Below are 22690 nucleotides of genomic sequence, written 5' to 3'. Positions count from 1 at the left end.
TGTTGGCATCTGCGTCTATCCTTGAGCGATGCTTGGATAAATTTGAGAGGCGGACGTGAGATGAGTGTTCGACTGCACAGCTATCGCTACAGCGTCTATTCCAGAATTGTCCGCATGGTCCTGTCCGCAAAGCAGGTCGCAGTTGCGACTGTCGAAGTTGATCCTTTCACGGATCTGACTGATGATCATCTGCGGCGGCATCCCTTTGGCCGGGTGCCGGTTCTGGAACATGATGCATTCTCTCTTTTTGAAACCGGGGCCATTACCCGTTATGTGGACAACGCCTTTGCCGGCGTCGGGTTGCAACCTGACGACCCGATGGCCCAGGCGCGCATGGATCAGGTCATGGCGATTGTGGACAGTTATGGCTATGTTCCGCTGGTTCGACAGGTGTTTTCGCATTCGGTCTTTCGTCCGCTCGTAGGAGAGGAAGGGGATCCACAGGTGATCGCAACAGGAGTAGCAGGGTCGCGGCGTGTGTTGGCGGCGTTGGAAGACATTGCCGAGGAGAGCAGAGTGCTGAGCGGGCGCGCGCCGACGTTGGCAGATTGCCATCTTGCCCCCATGATAGACTATTTCCTGCAATCAAAAGAGGGGCGCGAGCTGTTTGCAGAGTACCCGAATCTGACACGCTGGTGGGGCTGGGTTTCGACGTGGGCGGCATTGAAGAACACTGACCCGGGCCTGTCCGGTCTGAAACCCCGTTCCTGAAAACGAAATGGACCGCGCAACGGGGCGCGGTCCCAATCATCACAAGGCCAGGATCACAGACCCCAGTTCGCCTTGGTGGTTTCAAAGAACCCTTGGGCCTTTTTCACTTTGACCCAATTGTTCACGTAATTGATCCACACCTGATCGGCCTGGGGCAACAACATCGCGATGGGCGATGGCGACCGTGGGCCGGTTCCGGGGACGCGGGTCACAGGGAATTTCTGTTCAAGGGTCGATCCTTCGATATTCGAGGTGATGAACACATCGGCCCGACCGGCCAGCACTTCCTGAAAGCCGCGCGCCGGGGCTTCGACCACCTTGATGTCGGCATTGGGGAACCATTCGCGCACGCGTTTTTCAAACGTCGTTCCCAGCGTGGTTGCCACTTTGACACCGGGTTGGTTGATGCTGTCATACCCGTCAAAGTTTCCAGCTTTCTCCTTGGTGGTGAACGGGTACAGCTCTACGGAAATGTAGCTTTCCGAGAAACCGGCCACCTTCATTCGCGGGGGAGAAATCGAAGCCGAGCCGGTCATGTGGTATTTTCCGGCCACAACGCCGTTGACCAGAGTTTTCCAGTCGGTTGGCACGAATTCGATTTCGACACCCAGATCTTTGGCCAGCTCATTCATGATGTCGATGTCGAAGCCTTTGTAGCTGTTTGTCGCCGGATCGCGCAGCGTCATCGGGTTCCAGTCACCCGTGGTCCCGATCTTGAGCACGCCCGTATCCAGGATTTCGTTCAGTGCCGATTGTGCCTGTGCGGCACCTGACAAAGTCAGGCCCAGAACCGCGACTGCGGCTGCCTTGAAAATTCGTTTCATTGGTGACTCCCCTGTTGGTGTTGTCTGTTCGCTTTTGATTATAGTTCGATTGTTCCTTGATTTAACGGCATTCCCGCAGTTAATCTCAAGAAAAATTTTTCTCACGGAGAAAATTTTGCGCATTTTTTGATGCGTGACGCGCGAAACAGGGGGAATTCGATGGCGCAGACAGCAATCGAGCTTGTTGGAGTCAACAAGTGGTATGGCACATTTCATGTGCTCAAGGATATCAATCTATCCATAGGATCCGGTGAAAAGGTTGTGATCTGCGGCCCCTCGGGGTCCGGGAAATCGACAGTAGTGCGCTGCATCAACCGGCTGGAAGAACATCAGAAGGGAACGATTCGGGTCGATGGCATCGAACTGACCAATGATCCGCAATCGGTGGCGGCGATCCGGTCCGAGGTCGGCATGGTATTTCAACAGTTCAACCTGTTTCCGCACCTCACGGTGCTGGAGAACCTGATGTTGGGGCCGATCAAGGCCCGCGGGCTCTCCAAATCCGAGGCCGAAGCCAAGGCCATGCATTATCTGGAACGAGTGCATATCCCGGATCAGGCGAAAAAGCGTCCGGGGCAGCTGTCGGGTGGTCAGCAGCAGCGGGTGGCCATCGCCCGGTCGCTGTGCATGGAGCCCAAGGTGCTGTTGTTTGACGAGCCGACTTCGGCGCTGGACCCCGAAATGATCTCTGAAGTGCTCGACGTGATGGTCGGGTTGGCGGATGACGGGATGACTATGGTTGTGGTCACGCACGAGATGGGCTTTGCCCGCAAAGTTGCTGACAACATGGTCTTTATGGACGCCGGAGAAATCGTCGAACAGGGCCCTCCGGATGAGTTCTTTGGCGCTCCGCGATCCGAGCGGTGTCAGAAGTTCCTGTCCCAGATCCTGCAGCACTGAGGAGAAGACAATCATGAAAAAGTGGATTTTCCTGTCGCTTGCCTTGTTGGCTTTGGCTGGGTGTTCCAGCTCGGGGACCTGGGGCTGGTACGTGATCGACCCGACCAAACCGTCCGGTTGGATCAATGTGAAATTTCTGGTTTCGGGTATTGGTGACACCATCCTAATTTCCGTGATCGCGGCCGTGGTCTCGATCGGTCTGGGGCTTGTGGTGGCGCTGCCGGGGTTATCGACGCGGTGGCAAATTCGGATGTTTAACCGGGTCTATGTCGAATTCGTACGCGCCATCCCGCTGTTGCCGATGTTGTTCTGGGTGTTTTACGGCCTGCCGATCGTGTTCCAGTCGATGGGGTTGAACATCCCGATTGACCCATTTTGGGGGGCGATCATCACGCTGGCGATTTCCGATAGTGCCTTTACGGCCGAAATCTATCGCGCCGGGATCCAGTCGATTGCCAAAGGACAAACCGAGGCGGCCCAGACCATCGGGCTGAACTATTTGCAAACCATGCGCTATGTGATCCTGCCCCAGGCGATCCGGCGCATCCTGCCACCGCTGGCCAATCAGTTCATCTATATCGTCAAGATGAGCGCCTTTGCGTCCGTGATCGGGATGCAGGAGCTGACCCGGCGCGCAAACGAATTGGTGGTGACCGAATATCGCCCGCTGGAAATCTATACGCTGCTCATCTTTGAATATCTGGTGCTGGTCCTGATCATCAGCGCCGGTGTGCGCTGGCTGGAACGGCGCATGGGGGCAGATGAACGCGGGTAGGAAACTCTGCGCAGTCCGAACACCCGATGTCGGGCTGCGTGTGAAGCGAACGGAGAAGACAATGGACTGGAAAGATTTCATGGCCGAAACCGAGGCCAATATCGCCACCTATTCCAAGGAGGTGCCAGAGACCGTCAAGGGATTTGGCATGATGGGCAAGGCGGCCAAGACAAATGGCGCGCTTAGCGAAAAGACCAAGGAGTTCATGGCGCTGGGCATTGCCATTGCCACGAAATGTGACAGTTGCATCGGCTTTCACGTGCGATCCCTGGTGCGATTGGGTGCCACACGGGACGAATTATGCGAGGCATTGGCCATGGCCACCTACATGGGCGGCGGTCCTGCCTATGCCTATAGCGCCAAGGCGCTCAAGGCCTATGACATCTTCACGGGAGACGCGGCATGAGCGCCTGGATTCACATGGTCCCGGATGAGGAGGCCGACGGTCGTCTCAAGGAATTGCTGGACAAGGCGCGCACTCCACATGGCACCGTTGATACGGTTATGCGGGTGCATTCCTTGCGCCCGGAAACAATGAACGGGCATGTCACGCTCTATCGTTCGGCGTTGCATTCCAAGGACAACAAATTGCCGTTCTGGTTCCTGGAAGTGGTTGCCAGCTATACGTCGATCCTGAATGATTGCACCTATTCGCTGACCCATCATTTTATGAATGTTCGCAACCTGCTGCGTGATCAGCCGCGCAGCGATCGAATCTTTCTGGCGCTCAAGGCACATCGCCCCGAAGACGAGTTTCAGGGCAAGGAATTGGCGCTGTTGCGTTATGCGGGCAAGCTGACAACGGATGTCGGCAAGATGATCAAGTCCGATTTCGAGGCGTTGAAAATTGCCGGATGCGATGATGGGGAGGTCCTGGAAGTCAATCAGGTCTGTGCCTATTTCAACTACTCGAACCGATTGTTGAACGGGTTGGGCGCGACAACCGATGGCGATGTCATCGGGTTCTACAAGGGAGATGATGGCTGATCCCGGCGGGGAAGCTGTGTAAAATCGGCGTGGATCAAGGCGTTTCTTGCGCCTTGATCCACGCGCGATCAGGTTTCGCCCAGAGAAATCATCCAGTCGCGCACACGTTCGGCCTGGGGGATCAGGGGGGTGTTCTGGGACCAAACCAGATAGAATCCCTTGCCTGTCTTCCAGGCCCAATCCCTGCGCGCCTCCAGCAGACCCTGCGAAATCAGCCTGCGGGTCACATGCTGCCAGCCAAAGGCGATGCCCTCGCCCGCCATGGCTGTCTGAAGAACCAGCGCATAGTCGTTCAGTCGTAATCCCGCCTTTGGCGGGCGGTCCAACACGTCAAAATGGGCGAACCATTGGGCCCAGGTCGGGCGGGCGCGCACCGGCTCTTCGAGGTGGATCAGCCGGTGATCCAAAAGATCGCGAATCTCCCGCAGGTCCGCCCCGGCCAAAACCCCCGGACCAGCGATGGGATAGATCACTTCGGGTGCAATCAATGCGGCATGTACGCCGGGCCAATTGCCGTCCCCCCGCCTTATGGCAAGGCTGATTCCCTCGGCGTCTATATCGGGCTCTCGATCACTGGTTTGCAGACGTAAATCAATCTCCGGATGCTGGGAATGCAGCTGTTCCAACTGCGGCACCATCCAGTAATAGGCAAAAGCGGTCGAAACCGACAGAGTCACATGGTCGTTCAATCCGCGTTGATACACGGCGCGGGCTGAGGCCAGGATTTGTTCTAAAGCCATTGAAATATCAGTGAAAAATCGCTCTCCGGCCTTGGTCAATTCCACTTTGCGATGGCTGCGGTGGAACAGGGTCACCCCCAATGCGTCCTCCAATTGCCGAATCGCCGCGCTGACGGCGGGCTGCTGCACATTTAATTCAGCGGCCGCACGGGTAAAGGATCCGTGCCGGGCGGCGGCTTCGAACACGATGACGTGGCGGGGGGAGGAGACGAGTTTCCAGAGTTCTTGCATAACTCAGACTTATCCAAACCATCAGGTTTTTCAACCGTCACAAACCTGTTTCGGTTGCGTAGTGTTGCACCACAGATTGATGGAGACCTGATCATGGCCCGACGTGCCCGTGCTTCGCGCAGCAGACAAGCCGCCCCGGTGGGCGCGCCGGCTTCGCCCTATATCCAGCGGATCCTGCCGTTTTTTGATGTGCTGGACGACGAACAACTGACCAAGCTCGAGGCGCAGGTCGATTGGATATTCGAAGACGTCGGCATCGCGTTTCGCGACGACCCGGAAGCGTTGGAGCTGTGGCGGCGCGAAGGGGCGCGGATCGAGGGTGATATTGTGCGCGCCGATGCGCAGTGGATCCGGGATCTATGCGCCAAGGCCCCGCGCCAGTTCACCCAGGTCGCCCGCAATCCGGAGCGCTCGGTGGTGATTGGAGGGACCAATCAGGTGTTCGCCCCGATCTATGGCGCGCCCTTTGTGCGCGATCTGGAAGGGGGGCGGCGATATGGCGATATGGACAGCTTCGAGAAGCTGGTCAAACTCGCCTATCTGCACCCAAATCTGCACCACACCGGGCTGGTGATTTGCGAACCCTGCGACGTCCCGGTCAGCAAACGCCATCTGGATATGGTGCTGGCCCATATGACCCTGTCGGACAAACCGCATCTGGGGGCAATTACCGAAATGAGCCGCGCCCAGGACAGCGTTGATATGGCCGAAATCCTGCATGGGCGGGACGTGATGGACAACAATTGCGTGATCATGGGCAACGTCAACACGAACTCGCCCTTGCTGGTGGACAAGGTCGTGTCCGAGGCGATCCGCGTCTATTGCGGACGCGGGCAAGGCATTGTTGTTGTTCCCTTTATTCTGACCGGGGCGATGGGTCCGGTGTCGACGGCCGCGTCGGTTGCACAGGCGATGGCCGAGGCGATGATGGCCTGTGCCTATGCGCAATTGGTGCGTCCCGGTGCGCCCTTTGTGCTGGGCAATTTTCTGAGCTCCATGTCGCTGAAATCCGGGGCCCCCACGTTTGGGATGCCGGAACCGGTGGTGTCGAATTATGCTATCGGTCAGTTGGCGCGCCGGGCTGGGCTGCCCTTGCGCTGTGGTGGGTCGCTGACCGCATCAAAAACCGAGGATGCCCAGGCCGCCTATGAGAGCGCGGATTCGATGCATTCCACCATGCTCGCCGGGGCGAATTTTGTCTTGCACGCGGCCGGGTGGCTCGAAGGCGGGTTGGCCACCGGGTTTGAAAAACTGATCATGGATGCGGACCGGTTGGGATCCTATCAAAAGGTCCTGGGCCAAGGGCTGGACATCAGCGACGAAGCGATGGCGCGCGACGCCTATGGCGAGGTCGCACCGGGGGGGCATTTCCTGGGGTCGGCGCACACCATGCGCAATTATCAGGATGCGTTTTACGAGCCCAAGCTGAGCGACAGCGAGAATGTCGAAAGCTGGGAAGAGGGCGGGTCCAAGGACATGCGCACGCGTGCGTATGACCGTTGGAACCAGATGTTGAACGAGTATGAAAAGCCCGCCCTGGATCCGGCCAAGGAAGAAGAACTGGCCGCCTATGTCGCCAAGCGCAAGGAACAGCTTCCCGATGCCTGGTACTGAGGTAATGATTTCTTTACGCATAATTCCGGCTGATGCAGGGGGGGCATTTCCCCCCTGGCACGATGCGTGCACCACCCGTACACCACCCGTGCACCGGCGAAACGCCTGTTTTGCGGGGCGATTTTCATGACACGGCTCAGGATTACCGGGCTGCGGGCCACTCCGATCAACCTGCCGCTGGAAAAACCGATGTGGTGGACCGGGGGGCATTACCCCGGCACGTCCAAGACCATCATCGAGGTGGAAACCGATCAGGGGCTGATTGGTTTGGGAGAGGCACCGTCGGTCGACGTGGTCGACAGCATTCGTGCCATGGGCGACCGGCTGATCGGGGCCGATGCGCTGGACATCGCGGGCTGCGAGAGCCTGTGCGTTCCGCCCTGGCAGATTGTGCAGAACACGGACGACAGTTCCGTGGTCAAGGCCTTTGGCGCGATCGAAATCGCCCTGTGGGATCTGCGGGGCAAGGTCGCGGGGGAACCGCTGTGCCGTTTGCTGGGCGGGGCTGTGCGCAAGGCGATCCCCTTTACCGAATATTTCGGGTTTCGGGCCGGTGGTGAAATGGATCCCCAGGCGGTGGCGGATTATTGTGTGCGGATGCGCGAAGAGCATGGATCGACCATGTTCGAAGGCAAGCTGATCCTGGGTGATCCCCGGATCGAGATCGACACGGTCAAGGAGATGCGCGCGGCATTGGGGCCGGATGCGATGATCCGGCTGGACAGCAATATGCAATGGTCGCTGCCCACCGCGATCCGGGTGTTTCGCGACATCGAACTCTATGACATCCGCAACTACGAAGACCCAGTTGCGACGTTCGAAGAGATGGCGGAGCTGCGCAAACATTCGTCGATCCGCATGTCGACCCATGTGCCGGATATCCGCCGGGCTGTGGCGGTGGGTGCGCCGGATTACATCGTGACCAATTTTGCAGTGCTGGGCGGGATATCCCGAACGGTGCGTTTCATTGGGGCCTGCGAGGCGATGGGCGTCGGGTTCTGGTGCTATTCCGGAGACGCAGGGGTTGCCACCGCCGCCTATCTGCACATGAGCGCAGCAATGCCGTGGATTTCGGAACCCAGCCAGTCGCTGTTTCGCTGGCAGATCGGGGATGTGATCCAGGGCGGCCCGTTTCGGCAGGTCAACAACGTGGTTGCAGTGCCCGAGGGCCCCGGTCTGGGCGTGACACTGGATCGTCAGGCGTTGGCCCATTGGCACAATCATTTGGTGGACAATGGCCCGTTGAATCATTTCCATGATCCGGCAATGCCGGGCCGTTTCCGACGCCTGCCCCTGACCTGAGGATCCATTCATGACCATTCCCAAAACCATGCAAGCTGTTCATCTGATTGGCCACGGTGGCCCCGAGGCGCTGCAGTTTCGCGACGATGTCGCCGTGCCGACCCCGGCGGCGGGCGAGGTGCTGATCAAGGTCGGCGCAGCCGGGATCAACAACACCGACGTCAACACCCGCATTGGCTGGTACTCCAAGGCGGTCGCGGGCGACACCGAGGCGGCGGCCGGTGCGTTGGGCGCTGATGACGACGACGCGAGCTGGACCGGGCGTCCGCTGGTCTTTCCCCGCATTCAGGGGGCCGATTGTTGTGGTGAGATTGCCGCCGTGGGTGATGGTGTCGACCCGGCGCGCGTTGGCGAACGGGTGTTGGTCGCCAGCCTGCAACCCGCAGCGGATGCGATCGACGATTGGGATTTTATCACCTGGGGGTCGGAATGCGATGGCGGGTTCGCGCAATATGCCATTGCGCGCGACAGGCACACCCATGCGGTGACTTCCGATCTGTCGGATGCGGAATTGGCGTCGTTTCCCTGTGCCTATTCCACAGCCGAAAACCTGATTTCGCGCGCGGGATGCAAGGCCGGGGATATCGTGCTGATCACCGGGGCCTCGGGTGGGGTCGGGTCGGCGGCGATCCAGCTGTGCAAACGGCGTGGAGCGACGGTGATCGCGATCGCATCGGCCAGCAAACATGACCAGATGCAGGATCTGGGGGCGGATCGGTTGCTGGATCGGAATGATGACCCGGCGCAGATTCTGGGGGAACAGAGCGTCACATTGGTTGTTGATCTGGTGGCCGGGGATGGCTTTGCGTCGTTGATCTCCTGTTTGAAACGCGGCGGTCGCTATGCCACGTCGGGCGCGATTGGCGGGCCGCTGGTGACGCTGGATGTGCGCGATCTGTATCTCAAGGATCTGACATTCGTTGGCGGCACCGTGCAGGCCCCCGAAACCATGCCGAACCTGATTTCCTATATCGAAGCGGGCGAGATCAAGCCGCTGGTCGCCCAGACTTTCCCGCTCGGCGACATTCACACCGCGCAGGATGTGTTCCTGCAAAAGAAATTCGTCGGCAAGCTGGTCTTGCTGCCCTGATATCCCTGACTGAGGATTCCGAACATGTCAGATACTTTTGCCCAATCCACCCTGAACATTCACAAGGAAGAGAGCTCTACGGACAAAAAGCTGCCGTCCCACGCCAAGGTCGTGGTGATTGGTGGCGGCGTCGTGGGCTGTTCGATCCTGTTTCACCTGGCCAAATTCGGCTGGAAAGACGCCGTGCTGCTGGAGCGGGACGAGCTGACTTCGGGGTCGTCCTGGCATGCCGCCGGGCAGATCCACACCATCAGCTCGGATCCCAATATCTCGCGTTTGCAGAGCTATACCATTGATCTGTACAAGGAGATCGAAGAGACATCCGGTCACAGCGTCGGGTTGCACATCACGGGCGGTTTCTATCTGGCGTCGAACAAGACCTGGTATGATTACCTGAAACGGGAACGCTCCAAAGCGCGGTATATGGGCCTGAACCAGGAATTCATCAGCCCCAGGGAAGTCGCAGAGCGGCATCCGCTGATTGACCCCAAACATTATCACGCGGCGCTGTGGGACGATCAGGACGGCGATCTGGACCCGTCGGGCGCGACCTATGCCTTTGCCAAATCGGCCAAGGTGCATGGCGCACAGTATTTCACCCATTGCGGCGTCACCGCGATGAGCCAGCGCCCGGACGGCAGCTGGGATCTGACCACGCCCAAGGGCAAGATCAACGCCGAACATGTGGTCAATTGCGGCGGTCTGTGGGCGCGCGAAGTGGGACATATGTCGGGCATCCACCTGCCGGTGCAGCCGATGGAGCACCATTACCTGATCACCGACAAGATCGACGCCGTTGCCAACCACGGTTCGCGCCTGCCCGCCGGGATTGATTACGAGGCGAATATCTATTTCCGTCAGGAACGCCAGGGGATGCTGCTGGGCACGTATGAGCCCAAGGGCACACCGTGGAAGGTAGACGGGACGCCCTGGGATTTCGGGCATGAGTTGCTGCAACCGGATCTGGACCGGATCGCCGACCGGCTGGAGATGTCGTTTGAACGCATCCCGGCGATTGGCGAGGCGGGGATCAAGGACATGATCAACGGGCCGTTCACCTTTGGCCCCGATGGCAACCCGATGATCGGGCCGGTGCCGGGGATGAAGAATTACTGGTGCGCCGTGGGCGTCATGGCGGGTTTCTGTCAGGGCGGCGGCGTGGGTCTGACCATGGCGGAATGGATGATCGACGGCGAACCTTCGATTGACGTCTGGGCCATGGATGTGGCGCGGTTCGGTGAATTTGCCTCTCCGGATTGGGGAACGGTGAAATCCACCGAAAATTATGAACGTCGCTTTGTGATGACATTCCCCAATGAAACCCTGCCCAAGGGTCGGATGCAGAAAACCACCGCGCTGTATGATCGGCTGGTCGCGCGCGGTGCGCGGATGGGGCAGGGCTTTGGTCTGGAAAATGCGCTGTGGTTTGCCGATGGTCCCGAGGACGCGCATGAGGAACCGACGTTCCAGCGCAACCGCAGCCACGACTATGTGGCGCGTGAGGTCAAGGCCGTACGCGAGGCCGTGGGCGGCATCGAGGTTGCCAACTTTGCCAAGCATGAATTCAAGGGTGCTGGCGCACGCGCCTATCTGGACCGGGTGCTGGCCGGGTATGTGCCCAAACCGGGTCGGTTGACCCTGACCCCGATGCTGACGCCCAAGGGCAAGCTGTATGGGGATCTGACCGTGGCCTGTCTGGGCGAGGAGCATTTCATGCTGTTCGGTTCGGGCGCCATGCAGGAGGCGCACCGCCGCTGGTTCGAAACGGATCTGCCAGCCGATGTGTCCTATGCCAATGTCAGCGACGACTGGCACGGCATTGCCCTGTCGGGGCCGAAATCGCGCGACCTGCTGGCACGGATCACCCGCGATGATGTCAGCGCCGAGGCGTTCAAATTCCGCGATCTGCGCCAGACCTATGTGGGCGGGGTGCCGGTGATCCTGAACCGGATCAGCTTTAGCGGCGAGTTGGGGTATGAGATCTATTGCAAGCCGCAATACCTGCTGCGTCTCGCCGAAGCGATCGAGGAGGCCGGTGCCGATCTGGGCTATCGCTGGTATGGGGCGCGGGCGCTGATGTCGATGCGTCTGGAAAAGGGGTGGGGTGTCTGGACCCTGGATTTCCGTCCCGATTTCGACGCGGTGGAAAGCGGCATGGACGTGTTCATCAACTGGAAGAAGGATTTTGTCGGCAAAGAGGCCACATTGGCCGCGCGCGACACAGGCCCGTCCCGCAGGTTGGTGACCATGACCATCGACGTGGACGGCATTGATGTCTCAAACGACGAGGCGATCCTGAAGGATGGTGAGGCGGTCGGCTACATCAGTTCGGGCGGCTACGCACATCACGCAGGCACGTCGATGGCGATGGGCTATGTCGCCGCGGAACACGCCAGCGCGGGGACCCAACTGCAGGTCGAGATCCTGGGCGAGATGTTTGACGCCGAGGTGCTGGGCGCGCCGATCTATGACGCCAACGGCGCCAATATGCGCGCCTGATCTGGGCCGGGGGCCGCATCATGACCAAAGTCATGCAAATGGTTCAGGACCTGGCGCAACCGGTGTTTCCGGTTGCGCACAGACGGTTCGTGTTTCTGCTGTTGCCCAGCTTTTCACCGCTGGATCTGGCCAGCGCCATTTCGGCGCTGGATGGTGCCAATCAATACGACGGGAACCAGCGTTACAGTTGGCGCACCGTGCATGAGGGCGGCGCACTGGCCCGATCCGTGTTCGGAGTGACGGTTGCAGTTGATGGCAGCCTGGACCCGGTCGAACGGACGGATACGATCTTTGTCTGTGGCGGGGCCGGTCAGATCGCCGATAGTTCGCCCGGGGTGCTGGCCTGGCTGCGTCAGGCCGCCCGCAAGGGCTGTCAGATCGGAGCGGTGGGAGGCGGGGTTTTTGCGCTGGCCAAGGCCGGTTTGCTGGACAATCGTCCGGTTTCGACTCATTGGAGCCTGCTTCATGTTGCGGCCGAAACCTGGCCGGATCTGGAGATCAGCCGGTCCCTGTTCGCCATTGATGAGACGCGGTTTACCTGTGCGGGTGGGGCGGCGACGCTGGATATGATGTTGCAGCTGATTGCCCGTCACCATGGGATGGAAACCGCAACGGCCGTCTCTGACCGGCTGGTGTGTTCGGCCCCACGCGGTGCCAGCCATGAACAGACCCTTGCCGATCATTGTCGCACCGGGGTCCGGCACGAAAAGCTGTCTGCCGCGCTGGCCGTCATGCGCGGCGAATTGGAAGCCCCGCTGCGTCCGTCGGACATCGCCCGTCAGGTCGGCCTGTCGACCCGGCAGCTGGAGCGGCTGTTTTCAAAATATCTCAACGTCACACCCAAGGTGTTCCACACCCGGTTGCGGCTGGAAAATGCCCGGTCGATGCTGCGTCAGACCAACATGAAGATCATCGAAGTGGGGCTGGCCAACGGGTTTTCGTCGCAAAGCCATTTCAGCCGGGTCTATCGTCGTCATTTCGGGTTTTCCCCCCAGGCCGAGCGTGGCTTTGATCCGCATTGATCTGGTGGGGCCATCGTCGGTCAATTGGTTTCGGGCTGTGTCTGGTCCGGCTTGGGGGCGGGCCATGCCCATCTGCCGACCAGCAGCCCGATCCAGGCCAGCCCGGTGAGCAGAAGCAATGTCGGCTGTGCCCCCAGCCGGGTCATCGCCCAGCCCGCCAAAGGATAGCTGACCAGCCAACAGGCATGGGACAGGGTGAATTGCGCGGCAAAGATCGCCGGGCCGTCTTCGGGGGCAACGGATCGGCGCAGCAGGCGCCCTGATGGGGTCATCACCGCGGCATAGCCGACACCGGTGCCAAACCAGGCAAGACCTACCCAGCCCATGGTCAGCGACCCGCCCCCCTGGACAACGGCCAATCCGGTCAGGCTGAGAATGGCAACCAACGCGCCCAGCGACATCACCCGGCGCTCTTTGGTATGTTTCAGGAGGGGGGGCAGGATCAGCGCCACCAGCATGGACCCGACACCGAACAGCGCCAGCGCCAGCGCAACGCTGCTTTCGCCCAGGCCCAGCACGGACCGGGTCATCACCACGGTGTTGACGAACACCATGGACGCCGTTGCCGAGGCCGCAACAGTGAGCCCCAACAGGCCGCGCAGCCGTGGGGTCGTCAGATAGAGCCGAAGACCGCGGGTGGTGCGGTCATGGAGGCTGCGTCGCACCGTTGGAACGGGAGAGGGCAACAGGATCGACGTCACCAGCAGTGCCGAGGCGACAAAGCCGATGGCGGTTCCAAAGAACAGGGAATCAAACGTCAAGACCCCCAACAGCAGAGCGGCCAGCCCGGGGCTGACGAGGCTCTCCAGATCATAGGCCAACCGGGACAGAGACAGGGCCTTGGTGTACTCCTCTTCATCCGGGAGCACATCGGGAATGCTGGCCTGATAGGCCGGTGTAAAGGCCGCCGAGGCCGATTGCAGCACGAAGATCAGCAGATAGATCTGCCAGATTTCGGTCACGAACGGCAGACACAGGGCTGCCCCGGCGCGTATCAGATCCAGTGTCACCAACCAGGTCCGCCGGGGCATCTGAGCTGCAAAGGCAGCCGCGATGGGTGCGATGGTCACATAGCAGACCATCTTGATCGTCAAAGCCAGCCCCAACACCAGACCCGCCTCTTCGCCAGCCAGATCATAGGCCAGTAGGCTCAGCGCAATGGTGGCCAGCCCGGTTCCGATGACGGCGATCAATTGGGCCAGAAACAGGTGGCGATAGGTGCGGTTTGCCAGAATCGACAACATGGGGTCACAGGTACCTTGTGATTGCCTTGAAACTGGCGGTGTCAGGGGCGTGTCCGGCTTCGTCGGGATCCAGACAATGGTCGATGTGGTCGTGGATCAATACCCGCTTGGCATTGGTGATGGCCTTTTCCACGGCCTGCAGCTGTTGGGCGATGTCGGTACAGGGGCTGCCCTCTTCGATCATGGCGATGACATGGGCGAGGTGACCGTTGGCCCGTTTCAGCCGAGCGATCACCTTGGGATGAGATTGATGTTTGTGGGGTCTGGTCATAGCAGACCAATATCCCCCCTGGGAGGATATGTGAAGGGCCTGTCTGTGCCGCTGCAATGATTTTCTTGGGAGCCACTTTGGGTTCTGGCCCATCTTTGGAAGCAGTGCCCAAATGGCCCGGGGGGCGGCGCGTGAAACGCGCCGCCCCCCGGGCCCCCGGTCGGATTGGCCGCAGGCCAATCCGAAATCGGGATCATGCTGTGAAGCTGAGAAGCTCCGCTGTGATTTAGAATTCCACCACGGCGCGGATGGACTTGCCTTCGTGCATCAGGTGGAAGCCGTGGTTGATCTCGTCCAGGCTCAGCTTGTGGGTGATCATCGGGTCGATCTCGATCTTGCCGTCCATGTACCAATCGACGATCTTGGGCACATCCGTGCGCCCGGCTGCGCCGCCAAATGCGGTGCCGCGCCAGGAGCGGCCGGTGACCAGCTGGAACGGGCGGGTCGAGATTTCGGCCCCTGCCGGTGCCACACCGATGATGATGCTTTCGCCCCAACCCTTGTGTGCGCATTCCAGCGCGGTGCGCATGACGTTGACGTTGCCAGTGGCGTCGAATGTGTAATCTGCGCCGCCGCCGGTCAGCTCGACCAGATGGGCGACCAGATCACCGTCTACTTCGGCAGGGTTGACGAAATGGGTCATGCCAAAGCGGGTGGCCATCTCCACCTTGCCCGGGTTCAGGTCGACGCCGACAATCTGGTCGGCTCCGGCCAGACGCAGGCCCTGGATCACGTTCAGACCGATGCCGCCCAGACCGAACACAACGGCAGTCGACCCGATTTCGACCTTGGCGGTGTTGATCACCGCGCCGATGCCGGTGGTGACGCCGCAGCCGATGTAGCAGATTTTGTCAAACGGCGCGTCGTCGCGCACCTTGGCCAGCGCGATTTCGGGCACGACGGTGTGGTTGGCGAACGTCGAGCAGCCCATGTAGTGATGGATCGGGGTGCCGTCTTCCATGCTGAACCGGGTGGTGCCATCCGGCAGCAGACCCTGCCCCTGGGTCGAGCGGATCGCCTGACACAGGTTGGTTTTTGGGTTCAGACAGTAATCGCATTCGCGGCATTCGGGCGTATAAAGCGGGATCACGTGATCGCCCGGCTTCAGGCTGGTGACGCCTTCGCCGACTTCCAGAACAATACCGGCACCCTCATGGCCCAGAATCGCCGGAAAGATGCCTTCGGGGTCGTCGCCCGAGCGGGTGAATTCATCGGTGTGGCACAGGCCCGTGGCCTTGATTTCCACCAGAACTTCGCCGGCACGCGGGCCTTCGAGGTTCACGTCCATGATCTCCAGCGGCTTGCCGGGGGCAACCGCAACTGCTGCGCGTGTTTTCATCATATGGGGTACGTCCTTCTTGTTGGCGCTCTATATGTTCTTTTGTTGATCGGGGCCTTGCCTAGGGCAAACTGCATCGGGCAGGCGGTCAATTGGTCGTCTTCGGTCGTCACGTCAGGAAGAGCAGAGCCGCCCCGGTCCGTGAGGGCAGTCAGCTCAATTTTCAAACGGTTACAGAAATGGATGACGTTAGGCAAGCATGTGCATATGCTGTGCAGTCTGCGGGTTCGGAATGCGCTTTGCAAAGCTGCCAGGCTTGCGGATTTCGTAATCTCCCATTTCTCGTGTGTGCGGGCCGCGATCTGGCCGCCGCGTGTGATTTCTTAAATGCAGCATACCATTCCCGGTCTGCATGTTCTGGTCCCATATGCGACATGGAATGTCGCAGGACCGATTGTTTGCTGGCGTAGCCTTCGCATTCTGTGATCACAGATGTCAAATGAAAAAATCTGACGCCCCCTCTTGACCTTCCCGTGACTGGAAGCCCCATATCTCGCGCAATGTCATCGACTCGGGATCTGTGCACCATGTCCAACCGCCCTATCGTTTCTCTGCAAATCAGCGGCCTGAATTGCGCCGGATGCGCCGGGCGCGCAGAGCGCGCGCTGGCCGCCGTGGATGGCGTCAGCACCGCCAGCGTCAATCTGGCCAATGCCACGGCACAGGTCACACAGTCCAGCGATGTGGCGTTGTCTGCGCTGACCGATGCGCTGAAGGTTGCGGGCTATCCTGCGGTGACGTCGTCTGTAGTTTTACATGTCGAGCAGTTGAATTGCGCCTCCTGCGTGGGACGGGTCGAGCGGGCCCTGATCGGCGCGCAGGGGGTGGTGGGCGCACATGTCAACCTGGCCGACGAGTCTGCGCATGTGACCTATGCGCAGGGCGCTGTGACCCCGGGCGAATTGGCGCGGATCGTGACCGAGGCGGGGTACCCCGCGCGTGCCGAGCCGGACCAGGGCACTCGGGCAGAGTCCCAGGACAGGCGCAAAGAGGCCGAGATTGCAGCCCTGAGGCGCAACATGATCATCGCGGCGGCGCTGGCGCTGCCGGTGTTTCTGATCGAAATGGGCGGGCACATGATCCCGGCCCTGCACCATTGGGTTGCGGCCAACATCGGCACGACCAACAGCCATCTGGTGCAGTTCGCTTTGACTTCTGCCGTGCTGATGGGGCCCGGTCGGATGTTTTATGAACGTGGCATTCCGGCCCTGTTGCGCGGCGCGCCCGACATGAATGCGCTGGTGGCGATCGGGACGCTGGCGGCCTATGTCTTTTCGGTGGTGTCGACCTTTGCGCCGGGTGTGCTGCCGGCAGGAACGGCCAATGTCTATTACGAAGCTGCAGCCGTCATTGTGGTGCTGATCCTGGTGGGGCGCTGGATGGAGGCGCGGGCCAAGGGGCGCACGGGGGCGGCCATCCGCAAACTTGTCGGGATGCAGCCGCGTTCGGCCACCGTTTTGCGCGGGGGCAAAGCGGCAGAGGTGCCGGTCGAAGAGATCCGCCCCGGCGATGTGATCCGCGCCCGCCCCGGAGACAGGATCGCCGTGGATGGCACGGTGATCAGCGGCACGTCTTATGTGGACGAAAGCATGATCACCGGCGAACCTGTGCCTGTGGCCAAGACAGAAGGCACCGAGGTGACGGGCGGGACGGTCAATGGCAATGGGGTGATCGAATATAACGCGACCCGGGTTGGACGCGATACCAAGCTGGCGCAGATCGTCAGGATGGTGGAGCACGCCCAGGGAGCCAAGCTGCCGGTGCAGGGGGTCGTGGATCGCATCACATTGTGGTTTGTGCCTGCGGTTATGATCGTTGCGGCGTTGACGGTTCTGGTCTGGGCTGTGTTCGGCCCGGCCCCGTCTTTGCCTTTTGCTCTGGTGGCCGGGGTGTCGGTGCTGATCATTGCCTGCCCCTGTGCCATGGGGCTGGCCACGCCGACGTCAATCATGGTGGGGACCGGCCGCGCGGCCGAGCTGGGGGTGCTGTTTCGCAAGGGTGACGCCCTGCAGCGGTTGCAAGAGGTCAAGGTCGTGGCGCTGGACAAGACCGGGACATTGACTCAAGGGTGCCCGGCGCTGACTCTGTTGGAAACCAGCCCCGGTTTTGATCGGGCAGATGTCCTGCGTCTGGTGGCCGCCGCCGAAGCGCAGTCCGAACACCCGATTGCCCGGGCTCTGGTTGCGGCGGCGGGTGCGGATCTGCCCACAGCCGAAAAGGTCGAGGCCCTGACCGGATTGGGTCTGTCAGCGCGGGTGGAGGGTCAGGACCTGTTGATTGGCGCGGACCGGCTGATGGCCCGCGATGGCATCGATCTGGGGGCGTTGGCCGAGCGGGCCGAAGAGGTCGCAGCACGGGGGGAAACACCGATGTTTGCCGCTATCAACGGCCAGATCGCAGCGGTGATCGCGGTGGCGGATCCGATCAAACCGGGCAGCCGCGAGGCCATTCGCGCCTTGCAGGCCCAGGGGTTGGCGGTCGCGATGATCACCGGGGACAACGCGGCCACCGCCCGGGCCATTGCTGGCGATCTGGGCATTGATCACGTCAAGGCAGAATGCCTGCCCGGTGACAAGGTCGCCGCGCTGGAGGCGCTGCGGGCCACGCATGGGGACCTGGGATTTGTCGGAGACGGGATCAATGATGCGCCCGCGTTGGCGGCGGCGGATGTGGGGATCGCGATCGGGTCGGGCACGGCCGTGGCAATCGAGGCGGCGGATGTGGTTTTGATGTCCGGGGATTTGCGCGGCGTGGTCAATGCCTTTGCTCTGTCGCGACGCACGATGGGAAATATCCGGCAGAATCTGACCTGGGCCTTTGGCTATAACATTCTGCTGATTCCGGTGGCGGCGGGGGTCTTGTATCCCTTTGGCGGGCCCTTGTTGTCACCGGCTCTGGCTGCGGGTGCCATGGCGCTGTCCAGCGTGTTTGTGCTGAGCAATGCCTTGCGTCTGCGTCGCATTGCGCCGACGCTGGCGGCGCAGACCGCCGCATCTGGTCCGGGGCTGGTCCCGGCACCTGCGGCGGCACAGTGAGAGGAGGCAAAGCGCATGAACATCGGTGACGTATCCGCCCGCTCGGGCCTTCCAGCCAAGACGATCCGGTATTACGAGGACATCGGCCTGATCAAGCCGCATCGCAGCGCCAACGGGTATCGCAGATTTCGCGACAGCGATTTGCACAAGCTGGCCTTTTTGGGGCGCGCCCGGGCGTTGGGGTTCAGCATCGAAGATTGCCGCACCCTGATGGCGTTATACGAGGATGAAACCCGCGCCAGCGCCGATGTCAAACGATTGGCCAAGGAGCATCTGTCGCGGATCGAGACCAAGATTGCCGATCTGCAGTCCATGCGGGACACGCTGACAGAGCTGGTGGATTGCTGTGCCGGGGACAACCGGCCCGACTGTCCGATCCTCAAGGATCTGTCAGGAAAGCTGTAGGCGGGCACGCTGGTGTCATTCGGCGGCCTGGGTGCCCGAAAAGCTCTGGATGGTCTGGATCACCCCGTCGAGCTGTGTGCCATCGACATCGGCCAAGGCTGCGGTTTTGAGCCGCCGCGCCCAATCCGCCGCATCCGTGCGGTTCTGGACCAGCGCGATGCCCTGCATCACCCGGTCGAATTTGGCCAACCCCCGGGTGTGGGTGTCGCTGTACCCTTTGATCAGGCGTCGGGTGCCGAGGGTTTCGACCGCCAGATCATAGTTGAGCGGCAGAAGCTGGGACGCGCAGCCCAGCCAGGCCTGCATATGGGCCAATTCGCGGTGATGGCGCAGCATGCCGCGACGACGCCGGCGTTGTCCGGCTAGCCAATAGAGCATCAGGAATGGCACCAGGCGGTCTGAACGCAGGCGCCGTCCCTTGGAAAACAGACGCGCGATCCCACGGACCAGCGCCGGGCGGGATTCGACCCAGAGACCGACGCGGGTGGGCAGCAGGCTGAGGAGTTCGTCGGTCCGGGGGTGGAAGTATTCGGTGAGCTGAAGCACCGCGTCAGACGGTACACCCAGCTCGTCCCGGACGCGCGCGGTGCGGCGGGACCGTGTTTTCAAATCCGCAACCCGGGGAATGTCGTCATAACACATGGCGTTGGCGAGGTATTTGGCCAGCGTGCTGGTATAGGCAAATTGGTGGGCGTCACCGCCTTGGGCCGCGTCTGCGCGGGCGGCGCTGGCCAGATGGTCCAGGTACTCCTGCCCATAGGCTGTGTCCTGATAGTCGATGACCCGGGCCAGACCGGCGCTGGCCATGTCCTGCACCGGGTCGGGCAGGTGGGCGACGTCGGGCGCGCGGGGGGCGGCGTGGTCAGGCGCGGGCATATGGGGGGAGGGAGACGGGGCGGGCGCGCGGGCAGCCGCATAAGCGGCCCCAAAGGCACGCAGGCTGGGCTCGACCCCACGTCCGGAGGCGGTAATCGTGGCCTCGAATGCGGCCCGGTCAAACGGCAAGGCATCAGACCCGGCGAGCGCGCCAAGCAGGCTGGCCGAAATATGGCTTCCGGTGTCGGCGGCGATGGCGGCGAAATCACAGCAGATCAACCGGTGGGCGGCGGCCTGAATATGGGGCAGCACCAGGCCATTGCCGATCACCCCATCGCCCGGAACCACCTTTTCCGACACCGCATGCATCCGATGGTTCGACGCAATCAGCGTGGTCCGATCCGGGGTGACCAAACCACGGGTCACGGCACGTCCGGCCTCCATGATTTCGGCGGCGATGACGATGTCCACATCGCCGGGCGACGGCATCAGCGCCAGCACCGGGGGGCTGCTGGTGTCGGGCAACAGTTCGACGTAATAGATGGTGGCCCCGGTGCGCTGGGCGACGCCGGGGACGGATGTGCTTTGGGCGATATAGCCGTTGCGTTCGGCCAAATCGACAATCCAGTTGGACAGCACACCGCCGCCCTGTCCGCCGACGGCAAGGATGGCCAGCCGGATCAGGCCCGAGTGTTCGAATGAGGCAGTCATGCGGTGCGTCCCCATTTGCGATCGCGCCGCTGTTGCAGCCAGGTGATGACCGATTTGCGCATCCCGTTGATGCGCCGTTCCAGCCAGCCGGGGTTGTGCACCCGGTCGGCCTGATAGAACGAGGGGCAAAGCACGGCGGCATCTGCGACCTCGCCGCAATTGCCGCAGCCGACACAGGTCTGGTCGATGTGGGCCACCGGGTCGTCACGCAGCGGATCGCCGGTGTGTTTCAGGCCCAGAGACGGGCAGCCCGAGAGCCGCATGCAGGCGTGATCACCGGTACAGACGTCTTCGTCGACACCGAACCGTGGCACCACCTGGCGTTGGCCCGCCTTGATCGCCTGCTGACGGATCGGGCGTTCGCGGCGTTGCCGGTTCAGCATGCATTCGGACGCGGCGATCACCACCTTGGGGCCGGGGGCATCGGTGGTCAGCGCCTCGCGCAGGGTGTCGCGCAATTTCGGCACGTCATAGGTGCGGTCGATCTGGCGGATCCAGTCGACGCCGACGCCCCGGATGGCACCTGCGATGGAATTGTTGGTGGCTTTGGTCTCGTTATCAGCGCGCGAAGACAGGAGGTCCTGTCCGCCGGTCGCGGCAGAGTAATAATTGTCAACGATCACGGTCAGCCCGTCGGACCGGTTGTAGACGGCGTTGCCAATCGACGACGTCAGCCCGTTGTGCCAGAACCCGCCGTCGCCGAGGATCGAAATCGGCCGCGTCGCGCCGCCCGCATCAAAGGCCGCGTTCGAGGCCGGTCCCAACCCATAGCCCATGGTGGAGCCGCCGATTTCGAACGGAGGTTGCGTCGAAAACAGGTGGCAGCCGATGTCTCCGGTGATCTGATGCGGGCCGAGTTCTTCCTGGACCATCTTGAGCGCAGCAAAAATCGGACGCTCAGGGCACCCGGTGCAAAAGCCGGGCGGGCGTTGGGGCAGGGTTTTGGTCAGCGCCGCAATGGCAGGGTCGGGGGCGTCGGTGTTGGGCGCGCGGTCGGCGTCGCTCAGCAGGTCGATGGCGTGATCGCGCAGGAAATTGGTGATGCCCTGATACATAGCTGCGCCGGTGTATTCGCCGGCTCTGGGCAGGTAATCCTTGCCTGTCAGGGTGACGGTCTGCCCAGCCTTGTAGAGCATCGCGGCAAAGGCCTGTTCGATGAAATCAGGCTGTCCCTCTTCGACCACAAGCACCGCATCCTTGCCCGTGCAGAACTGCAGGAATTCGCTGTCGATCAAGGGATAGGTGACGTTCAGCACATAGAGCGGAATCCGGGAGGTGCCGTGAATATCGGCCAGCCCTAGGCGCTGCAGGGCGCGCAGCACGGTGTTGTACATGCCGCCCTGGGTGATGATGCCGATTTTACCTGTTTCCGCATCTGTTTCGGGGCCAAAATGTTCGTTCAGGCGGTTGTCGAGAATGAATTGGACAGCGGCAGGCCAGCGTTCGGCGATCTTTTCCTGTTCGTGATAGAACAGGGCGGGGGGCAGGACGATCCGGTCGGTTTTGCGGGTCGGGTTTTTCAGCGCGTCAGCCACGGTCATTGGCGGAGGTGTATTGGCGCGGGTGGTAAAGGCCCCGTGCACATGGCAGGCCCGGATACGCAGTTCCAGCATGACCGGGGTGTTCGACGCTTCGGAAAGTTCGAACCCGTGGCGCACGGCCTGAACCATCGACGGCAGGTTGGGGCGCGGGTCCAGCAACCAGATCTGCGATTTCATGGCAAAGGCGTGGGAGCGTTCCTGCATGATCGAAGACCCTTCGCCATAGTCTTCGCCCACGATGATCAATGCGCCGCCGGTGACTCCGGCAGAGGCCAGGTTGGACAGCGCATCAGACGCGACATTGGTGCCGACCACGGATTTGAAGGTGACAGCCCCGCGGATCGGATAATTGATCGACGCAGCCAGCATCGCGGCGGCGGCGGCTTCGGAGGCGTTGGCCTCGAACCGTATCTCGAGATCGGACAGGATGTCCTGGGCGTCCGAAAGGACATCCATCAGATGTGAAATCGGTGCGCCCTGGTAGCCGCCCACATAGCCGACACCGTTTTCAAGCAGGGCCTTGGTGATGGCGAGAATGCCTTCGCCGCGAAAGGTTTCTCCGGCGGGGATCCTGAGGTGTTGGACTTCGGATTTGAATGAGCGTTCGGCCATGGGGTCCTTGGGGAGAGTCGG

At 61.2% G+C, this 22690-nt stretch carries 19 protein-coding genes; 12 read left to right on the top strand and 7 right to left on the bottom strand.

Annotated features, from left to right (window positions below):
- The first annotated feature begins 60 nt into the window (after nucleotides 1-60).
- Nucleotides 61-711, top strand: a complete 651-nt coding sequence (locus QEZ52_RS17385; RefSeq protein ID WP_406645736.1) for a glutathione S-transferase family protein — start codon at nucleotides 61-63, stop codon at nucleotides 709-711.
- A gap of 53 nt (nucleotides 712-764) precedes the next feature.
- On the opposite strand, the gene QEZ52_RS17380 is transcribed toward QEZ52_RS17385, so the two are convergent.
- Nucleotides 765-1535: a transporter substrate-binding domain-containing protein gene (locus tag QEZ52_RS17380; RefSeq protein ID WP_406645735.1), complete on the bottom strand. Its 771-nt coding sequence runs from the start codon at nucleotides 1533-1535 to the stop codon at nucleotides 765-767.
- Nucleotides 1536-1694: 159 nt separating this feature from the next.
- On the opposite strand from QEZ52_RS17380, the gene QEZ52_RS17375 reads away from it, so the two are divergent.
- From QEZ52_RS17375 to QEZ52_RS17360, 4 genes are all read left to right on the top strand, one after another.
- Entirely contained in the window at nucleotides 1695-2435 is a 741-nt protein-coding gene (locus QEZ52_RS17375; protein ID WP_406645734.1) for an amino acid ABC transporter ATP-binding protein, read from the top strand.
- A 13-nt stretch (nucleotides 2436-2448) separates the two neighbouring features.
- Complete coding sequence (locus QEZ52_RS17370; protein ID WP_406645733.1) at nucleotides 2449-3210, top strand: amino acid ABC transporter permease; 762 nt, start codon at nucleotides 2449-2451, stop codon at nucleotides 3208-3210.
- Nucleotides 3211-3271: 61 nt separating this feature from the next.
- The gene (locus tag QEZ52_RS17365; protein WP_406645732.1) at nucleotides 3272-3616 is read left to right on the top strand and encodes a carboxymuconolactone decarboxylase family protein; all 345 of its coding nucleotides are present in this window, start codon (nucleotides 3272-3274) and stop codon (nucleotides 3614-3616) included.
- Entirely contained in the window at nucleotides 3613-4197 is a 585-nt protein-coding gene (locus QEZ52_RS17360) for a carboxymuconolactone decarboxylase family protein (protein ID WP_406645731.1), read from the top strand. Before QEZ52_RS17365 ends, QEZ52_RS17360 begins: the two co-directional genes overlap by 4 nt.
- A gap of 68 nt (nucleotides 4198-4265) precedes the next feature.
- Here the strand turns inward: QEZ52_RS17360 and QEZ52_RS17355 are convergent, their stop codons facing one another.
- On the bottom strand, nucleotides 4266-5168 hold the full coding sequence (locus QEZ52_RS17355; protein WP_406645730.1) for a LysR substrate-binding domain-containing protein: 903 nt from the start codon (nucleotides 5166-5168) through the stop codon (nucleotides 4266-4268).
- Between the two features lie 93 nt (nucleotides 5169-5261).
- Here QEZ52_RS17355 and QEZ52_RS17350 point away from each other — a divergent pair, with 93 nt between their 5' ends.
- The 5 genes from QEZ52_RS17350 (at nucleotide 5262) to QEZ52_RS17330 (ending at nucleotide 12695) form a co-directional block, all read left to right on the top strand.
- Complete coding sequence (locus QEZ52_RS17350; protein WP_406645729.1) at nucleotides 5262-6782, top strand: trimethylamine methyltransferase family protein; 1521 nt, start codon at nucleotides 5262-5264, stop codon at nucleotides 6780-6782.
- A gap of 126 nt (nucleotides 6783-6908) precedes the next feature.
- Nucleotides 6909-8084 (top strand): mandelate racemase/muconate lactonizing enzyme family protein, encoded by a 1176-nt coding sequence (locus tag QEZ52_RS17345; RefSeq protein ID WP_406645728.1) that lies wholly within the window; start codon nucleotides 6909-6911, stop codon nucleotides 8082-8084.
- A 10-nt stretch (nucleotides 8085-8094) separates the two neighbouring features.
- Entirely contained in the window at nucleotides 8095-9174 is a 1080-nt protein-coding gene (locus QEZ52_RS17340) for an alcohol dehydrogenase family protein (RefSeq protein ID WP_406645727.1), read from the top strand.
- A gap of 24 nt (nucleotides 9175-9198) precedes the next feature.
- Nucleotides 9199-11673 (top strand): FAD-dependent oxidoreductase, encoded by a 2475-nt coding sequence (locus QEZ52_RS17335; protein ID WP_406645726.1) that lies wholly within the window; start codon nucleotides 9199-9201, stop codon nucleotides 11671-11673.
- A gap of 20 nt (nucleotides 11674-11693) precedes the next feature.
- A complete protein-coding gene (locus tag QEZ52_RS17330) occupies nucleotides 11694-12695 on the top strand; it encodes a GlxA family transcriptional regulator (RefSeq protein ID WP_406645725.1) in 1002 nt (333 codons plus the stop codon).
- A 20-nt stretch (nucleotides 12696-12715) separates the two neighbouring features.
- Here QEZ52_RS17330 and QEZ52_RS17325 read toward each other — a convergent pair whose 3' ends face one another.
- The 3 genes from QEZ52_RS17325 to QEZ52_RS17315 form a co-directional block, all read right to left on the bottom strand.
- Nucleotides 12716-13939, bottom strand: coding sequence for an MFS transporter (locus QEZ52_RS17325; protein WP_406645724.1), 1224 nt, complete (start codon nucleotides 13937-13939; stop codon nucleotides 12716-12718).
- Between the two features lie 4 nt (nucleotides 13940-13943).
- Complete coding sequence (locus tag QEZ52_RS17320) at nucleotides 13944-14210, bottom strand: metal-sensing transcriptional repressor (protein WP_406645723.1); 267 nt, start codon at nucleotides 14208-14210, stop codon at nucleotides 13944-13946.
- Between the two features lie 226 nt (nucleotides 14211-14436).
- Complete coding sequence (locus QEZ52_RS17315; RefSeq protein WP_406650546.1) at nucleotides 14437-15549, bottom strand: S-(hydroxymethyl)glutathione dehydrogenase/class III alcohol dehydrogenase; 1113 nt, start codon at nucleotides 15547-15549, stop codon at nucleotides 14437-14439.
- A 527-nt stretch (nucleotides 15550-16076) separates the two neighbouring features.
- Between QEZ52_RS17315 and QEZ52_RS17310 the strand changes: the two genes are divergently transcribed.
- Nucleotides 16077-18584 carry a heavy metal translocating P-type ATPase gene (locus QEZ52_RS17310; RefSeq protein ID WP_406645722.1) on the top strand — a complete coding sequence of 836 codons (2508 nt, stop codon included), beginning with the start codon at nucleotides 16077-16079 and terminating at the stop codon, nucleotides 18582-18584.
- 15 nt (nucleotides 18585-18599) lie between these two features.
- Nucleotides 18600-18989: a Cu(I)-responsive transcriptional regulator gene (cueR, locus tag QEZ52_RS17305; protein ID WP_406645721.1), complete on the top strand. Its 390-nt coding sequence runs from the start codon at nucleotides 18600-18602 to the stop codon at nucleotides 18987-18989.
- 15 nt (nucleotides 18990-19004) lie between these two features.
- Here cueR and QEZ52_RS17300 read toward each other — a convergent pair whose 3' ends face one another.
- Both QEZ52_RS17300 and QEZ52_RS17295 read right to left on the bottom strand, forming a co-directional pair.
- Nucleotides 19005-20516, bottom strand: a complete 1512-nt coding sequence (locus tag QEZ52_RS17300; RefSeq protein ID WP_406645720.1) for an indolepyruvate oxidoreductase subunit beta family protein — start codon at nucleotides 20514-20516, stop codon at nucleotides 19005-19007.
- Complete coding sequence (locus tag QEZ52_RS17295; RefSeq protein ID WP_406645719.1) at nucleotides 20513-22669, bottom strand: thiamine pyrophosphate-dependent enzyme; 2157 nt, start codon at nucleotides 22667-22669, stop codon at nucleotides 20513-20515. Before QEZ52_RS17295 ends, QEZ52_RS17300 begins: the two co-directional genes overlap by 4 nt.
- Between the last annotated feature and the right edge of the window lie 21 nt (nucleotides 22670-22690).

The organism is Aliisedimentitalea scapharcae (assembly GCF_045277565.1).
In the GTDB taxonomy this organism is placed as follows: domain Bacteria; phylum Pseudomonadota; class Alphaproteobacteria; order Rhodobacterales; family Rhodobacteraceae; genus Aliisedimentitalea; species Aliisedimentitalea scapharcae.
The sequence above is the reverse complement of the archived record's forward strand: the minus strand, read 5'-3'. Positions and strand labels throughout refer to the sequence as shown.

Coding starts and splice junctions, on each gene's coding strand:
- QEZ52_RS17340 (WP_406645727.1), top strand. CDS start 8,095: ATGACCATTCCCAAAACCATGCAAGCTGTTCATCTGATTGGCCACGGT.
- QEZ52_RS17365 (WP_406645732.1), top strand. CDS start 3,272: ATGGACTGGAAAGATTTCATGGCCGAAACCGAGGCCAATATCGCCACC.
- QEZ52_RS17385 (WP_406645736.1), top strand. CDS start 61: ATGAGTGTTCGACTGCACAGCTATCGCTACAGCGTCTATTCCAGAATT.
- QEZ52_RS17345 (WP_406645728.1), top strand. CDS start 6,909: ATGACACGGCTCAGGATTACCGGGCTGCGGGCCACTCCGATCAACCTG.
- QEZ52_RS17315 (WP_406650546.1), bottom strand. CDS start 15,549: ATGAAAACACGCGCAGCAGTTGCGGTTGCCCCCGGCAAGCCGCTGGAG.
- QEZ52_RS17335 (WP_406645726.1), top strand. CDS start 9,199: ATGTCAGATACTTTTGCCCAATCCACCCTGAACATTCACAAGGAAGAG.
- cueR (WP_406645721.1), top strand. CDS start 18,600: ATGAACATCGGTGACGTATCCGCCCGCTCGGGCCTTCCAGCCAAGACG.
- QEZ52_RS17295 (WP_406645719.1), bottom strand. CDS start 22,669: ATGGCCGAACGCTCATTCAAATCCGAAGTCCAACACCTCAGGATCCCC.
- QEZ52_RS17370 (WP_406645733.1), top strand. CDS start 2,449: ATGAAAAAGTGGATTTTCCTGTCGCTTGCCTTGTTGGCTTTGGCTGGG.
- QEZ52_RS17325 (WP_406645724.1), bottom strand. CDS start 13,939: ATGTTGTCGATTCTGGCAAACCGCACCTATCGCCACCTGTTTCTGGCC.
- QEZ52_RS17355 (WP_406645730.1), bottom strand. CDS start 5,168: ATGCAAGAACTCTGGAAACTCGTCTCCTCCCCCCGCCACGTCATCGTG.
- QEZ52_RS17300 (WP_406645720.1), bottom strand. CDS start 20,516: ATGACTGCCTCATTCGAACACTCGGGCCTGATCCGGCTGGCCATCCTT.
- QEZ52_RS17360 (WP_406645731.1), top strand. CDS start 3,613: ATGAGCGCCTGGATTCACATGGTCCCGGATGAGGAGGCCGACGGTCGT.
- QEZ52_RS17350 (WP_406645729.1), top strand. CDS start 5,262: ATGGCCCGACGTGCCCGTGCTTCGCGCAGCAGACAAGCCGCCCCGGTG.
- QEZ52_RS17310 (WP_406645722.1), top strand. CDS start 16,077: ATGTCCAACCGCCCTATCGTTTCTCTGCAAATCAGCGGCCTGAATTGC.
- QEZ52_RS17375 (WP_406645734.1), top strand. CDS start 1,695: ATGGCGCAGACAGCAATCGAGCTTGTTGGAGTCAACAAGTGGTATGGC.
- QEZ52_RS17380 (WP_406645735.1), bottom strand. CDS start 1,535: ATGAAACGAATTTTCAAGGCAGCCGCAGTCGCGGTTCTGGGCCTGACT.
- QEZ52_RS17320 (WP_406645723.1), bottom strand. CDS start 14,210: ATGACCAGACCCCACAAACATCAATCTCATCCCAAGGTGATCGCTCGG.
- QEZ52_RS17330 (WP_406645725.1), top strand. CDS start 11,694: ATGACCAAAGTCATGCAAATGGTTCAGGACCTGGCGCAACCGGTGTTT.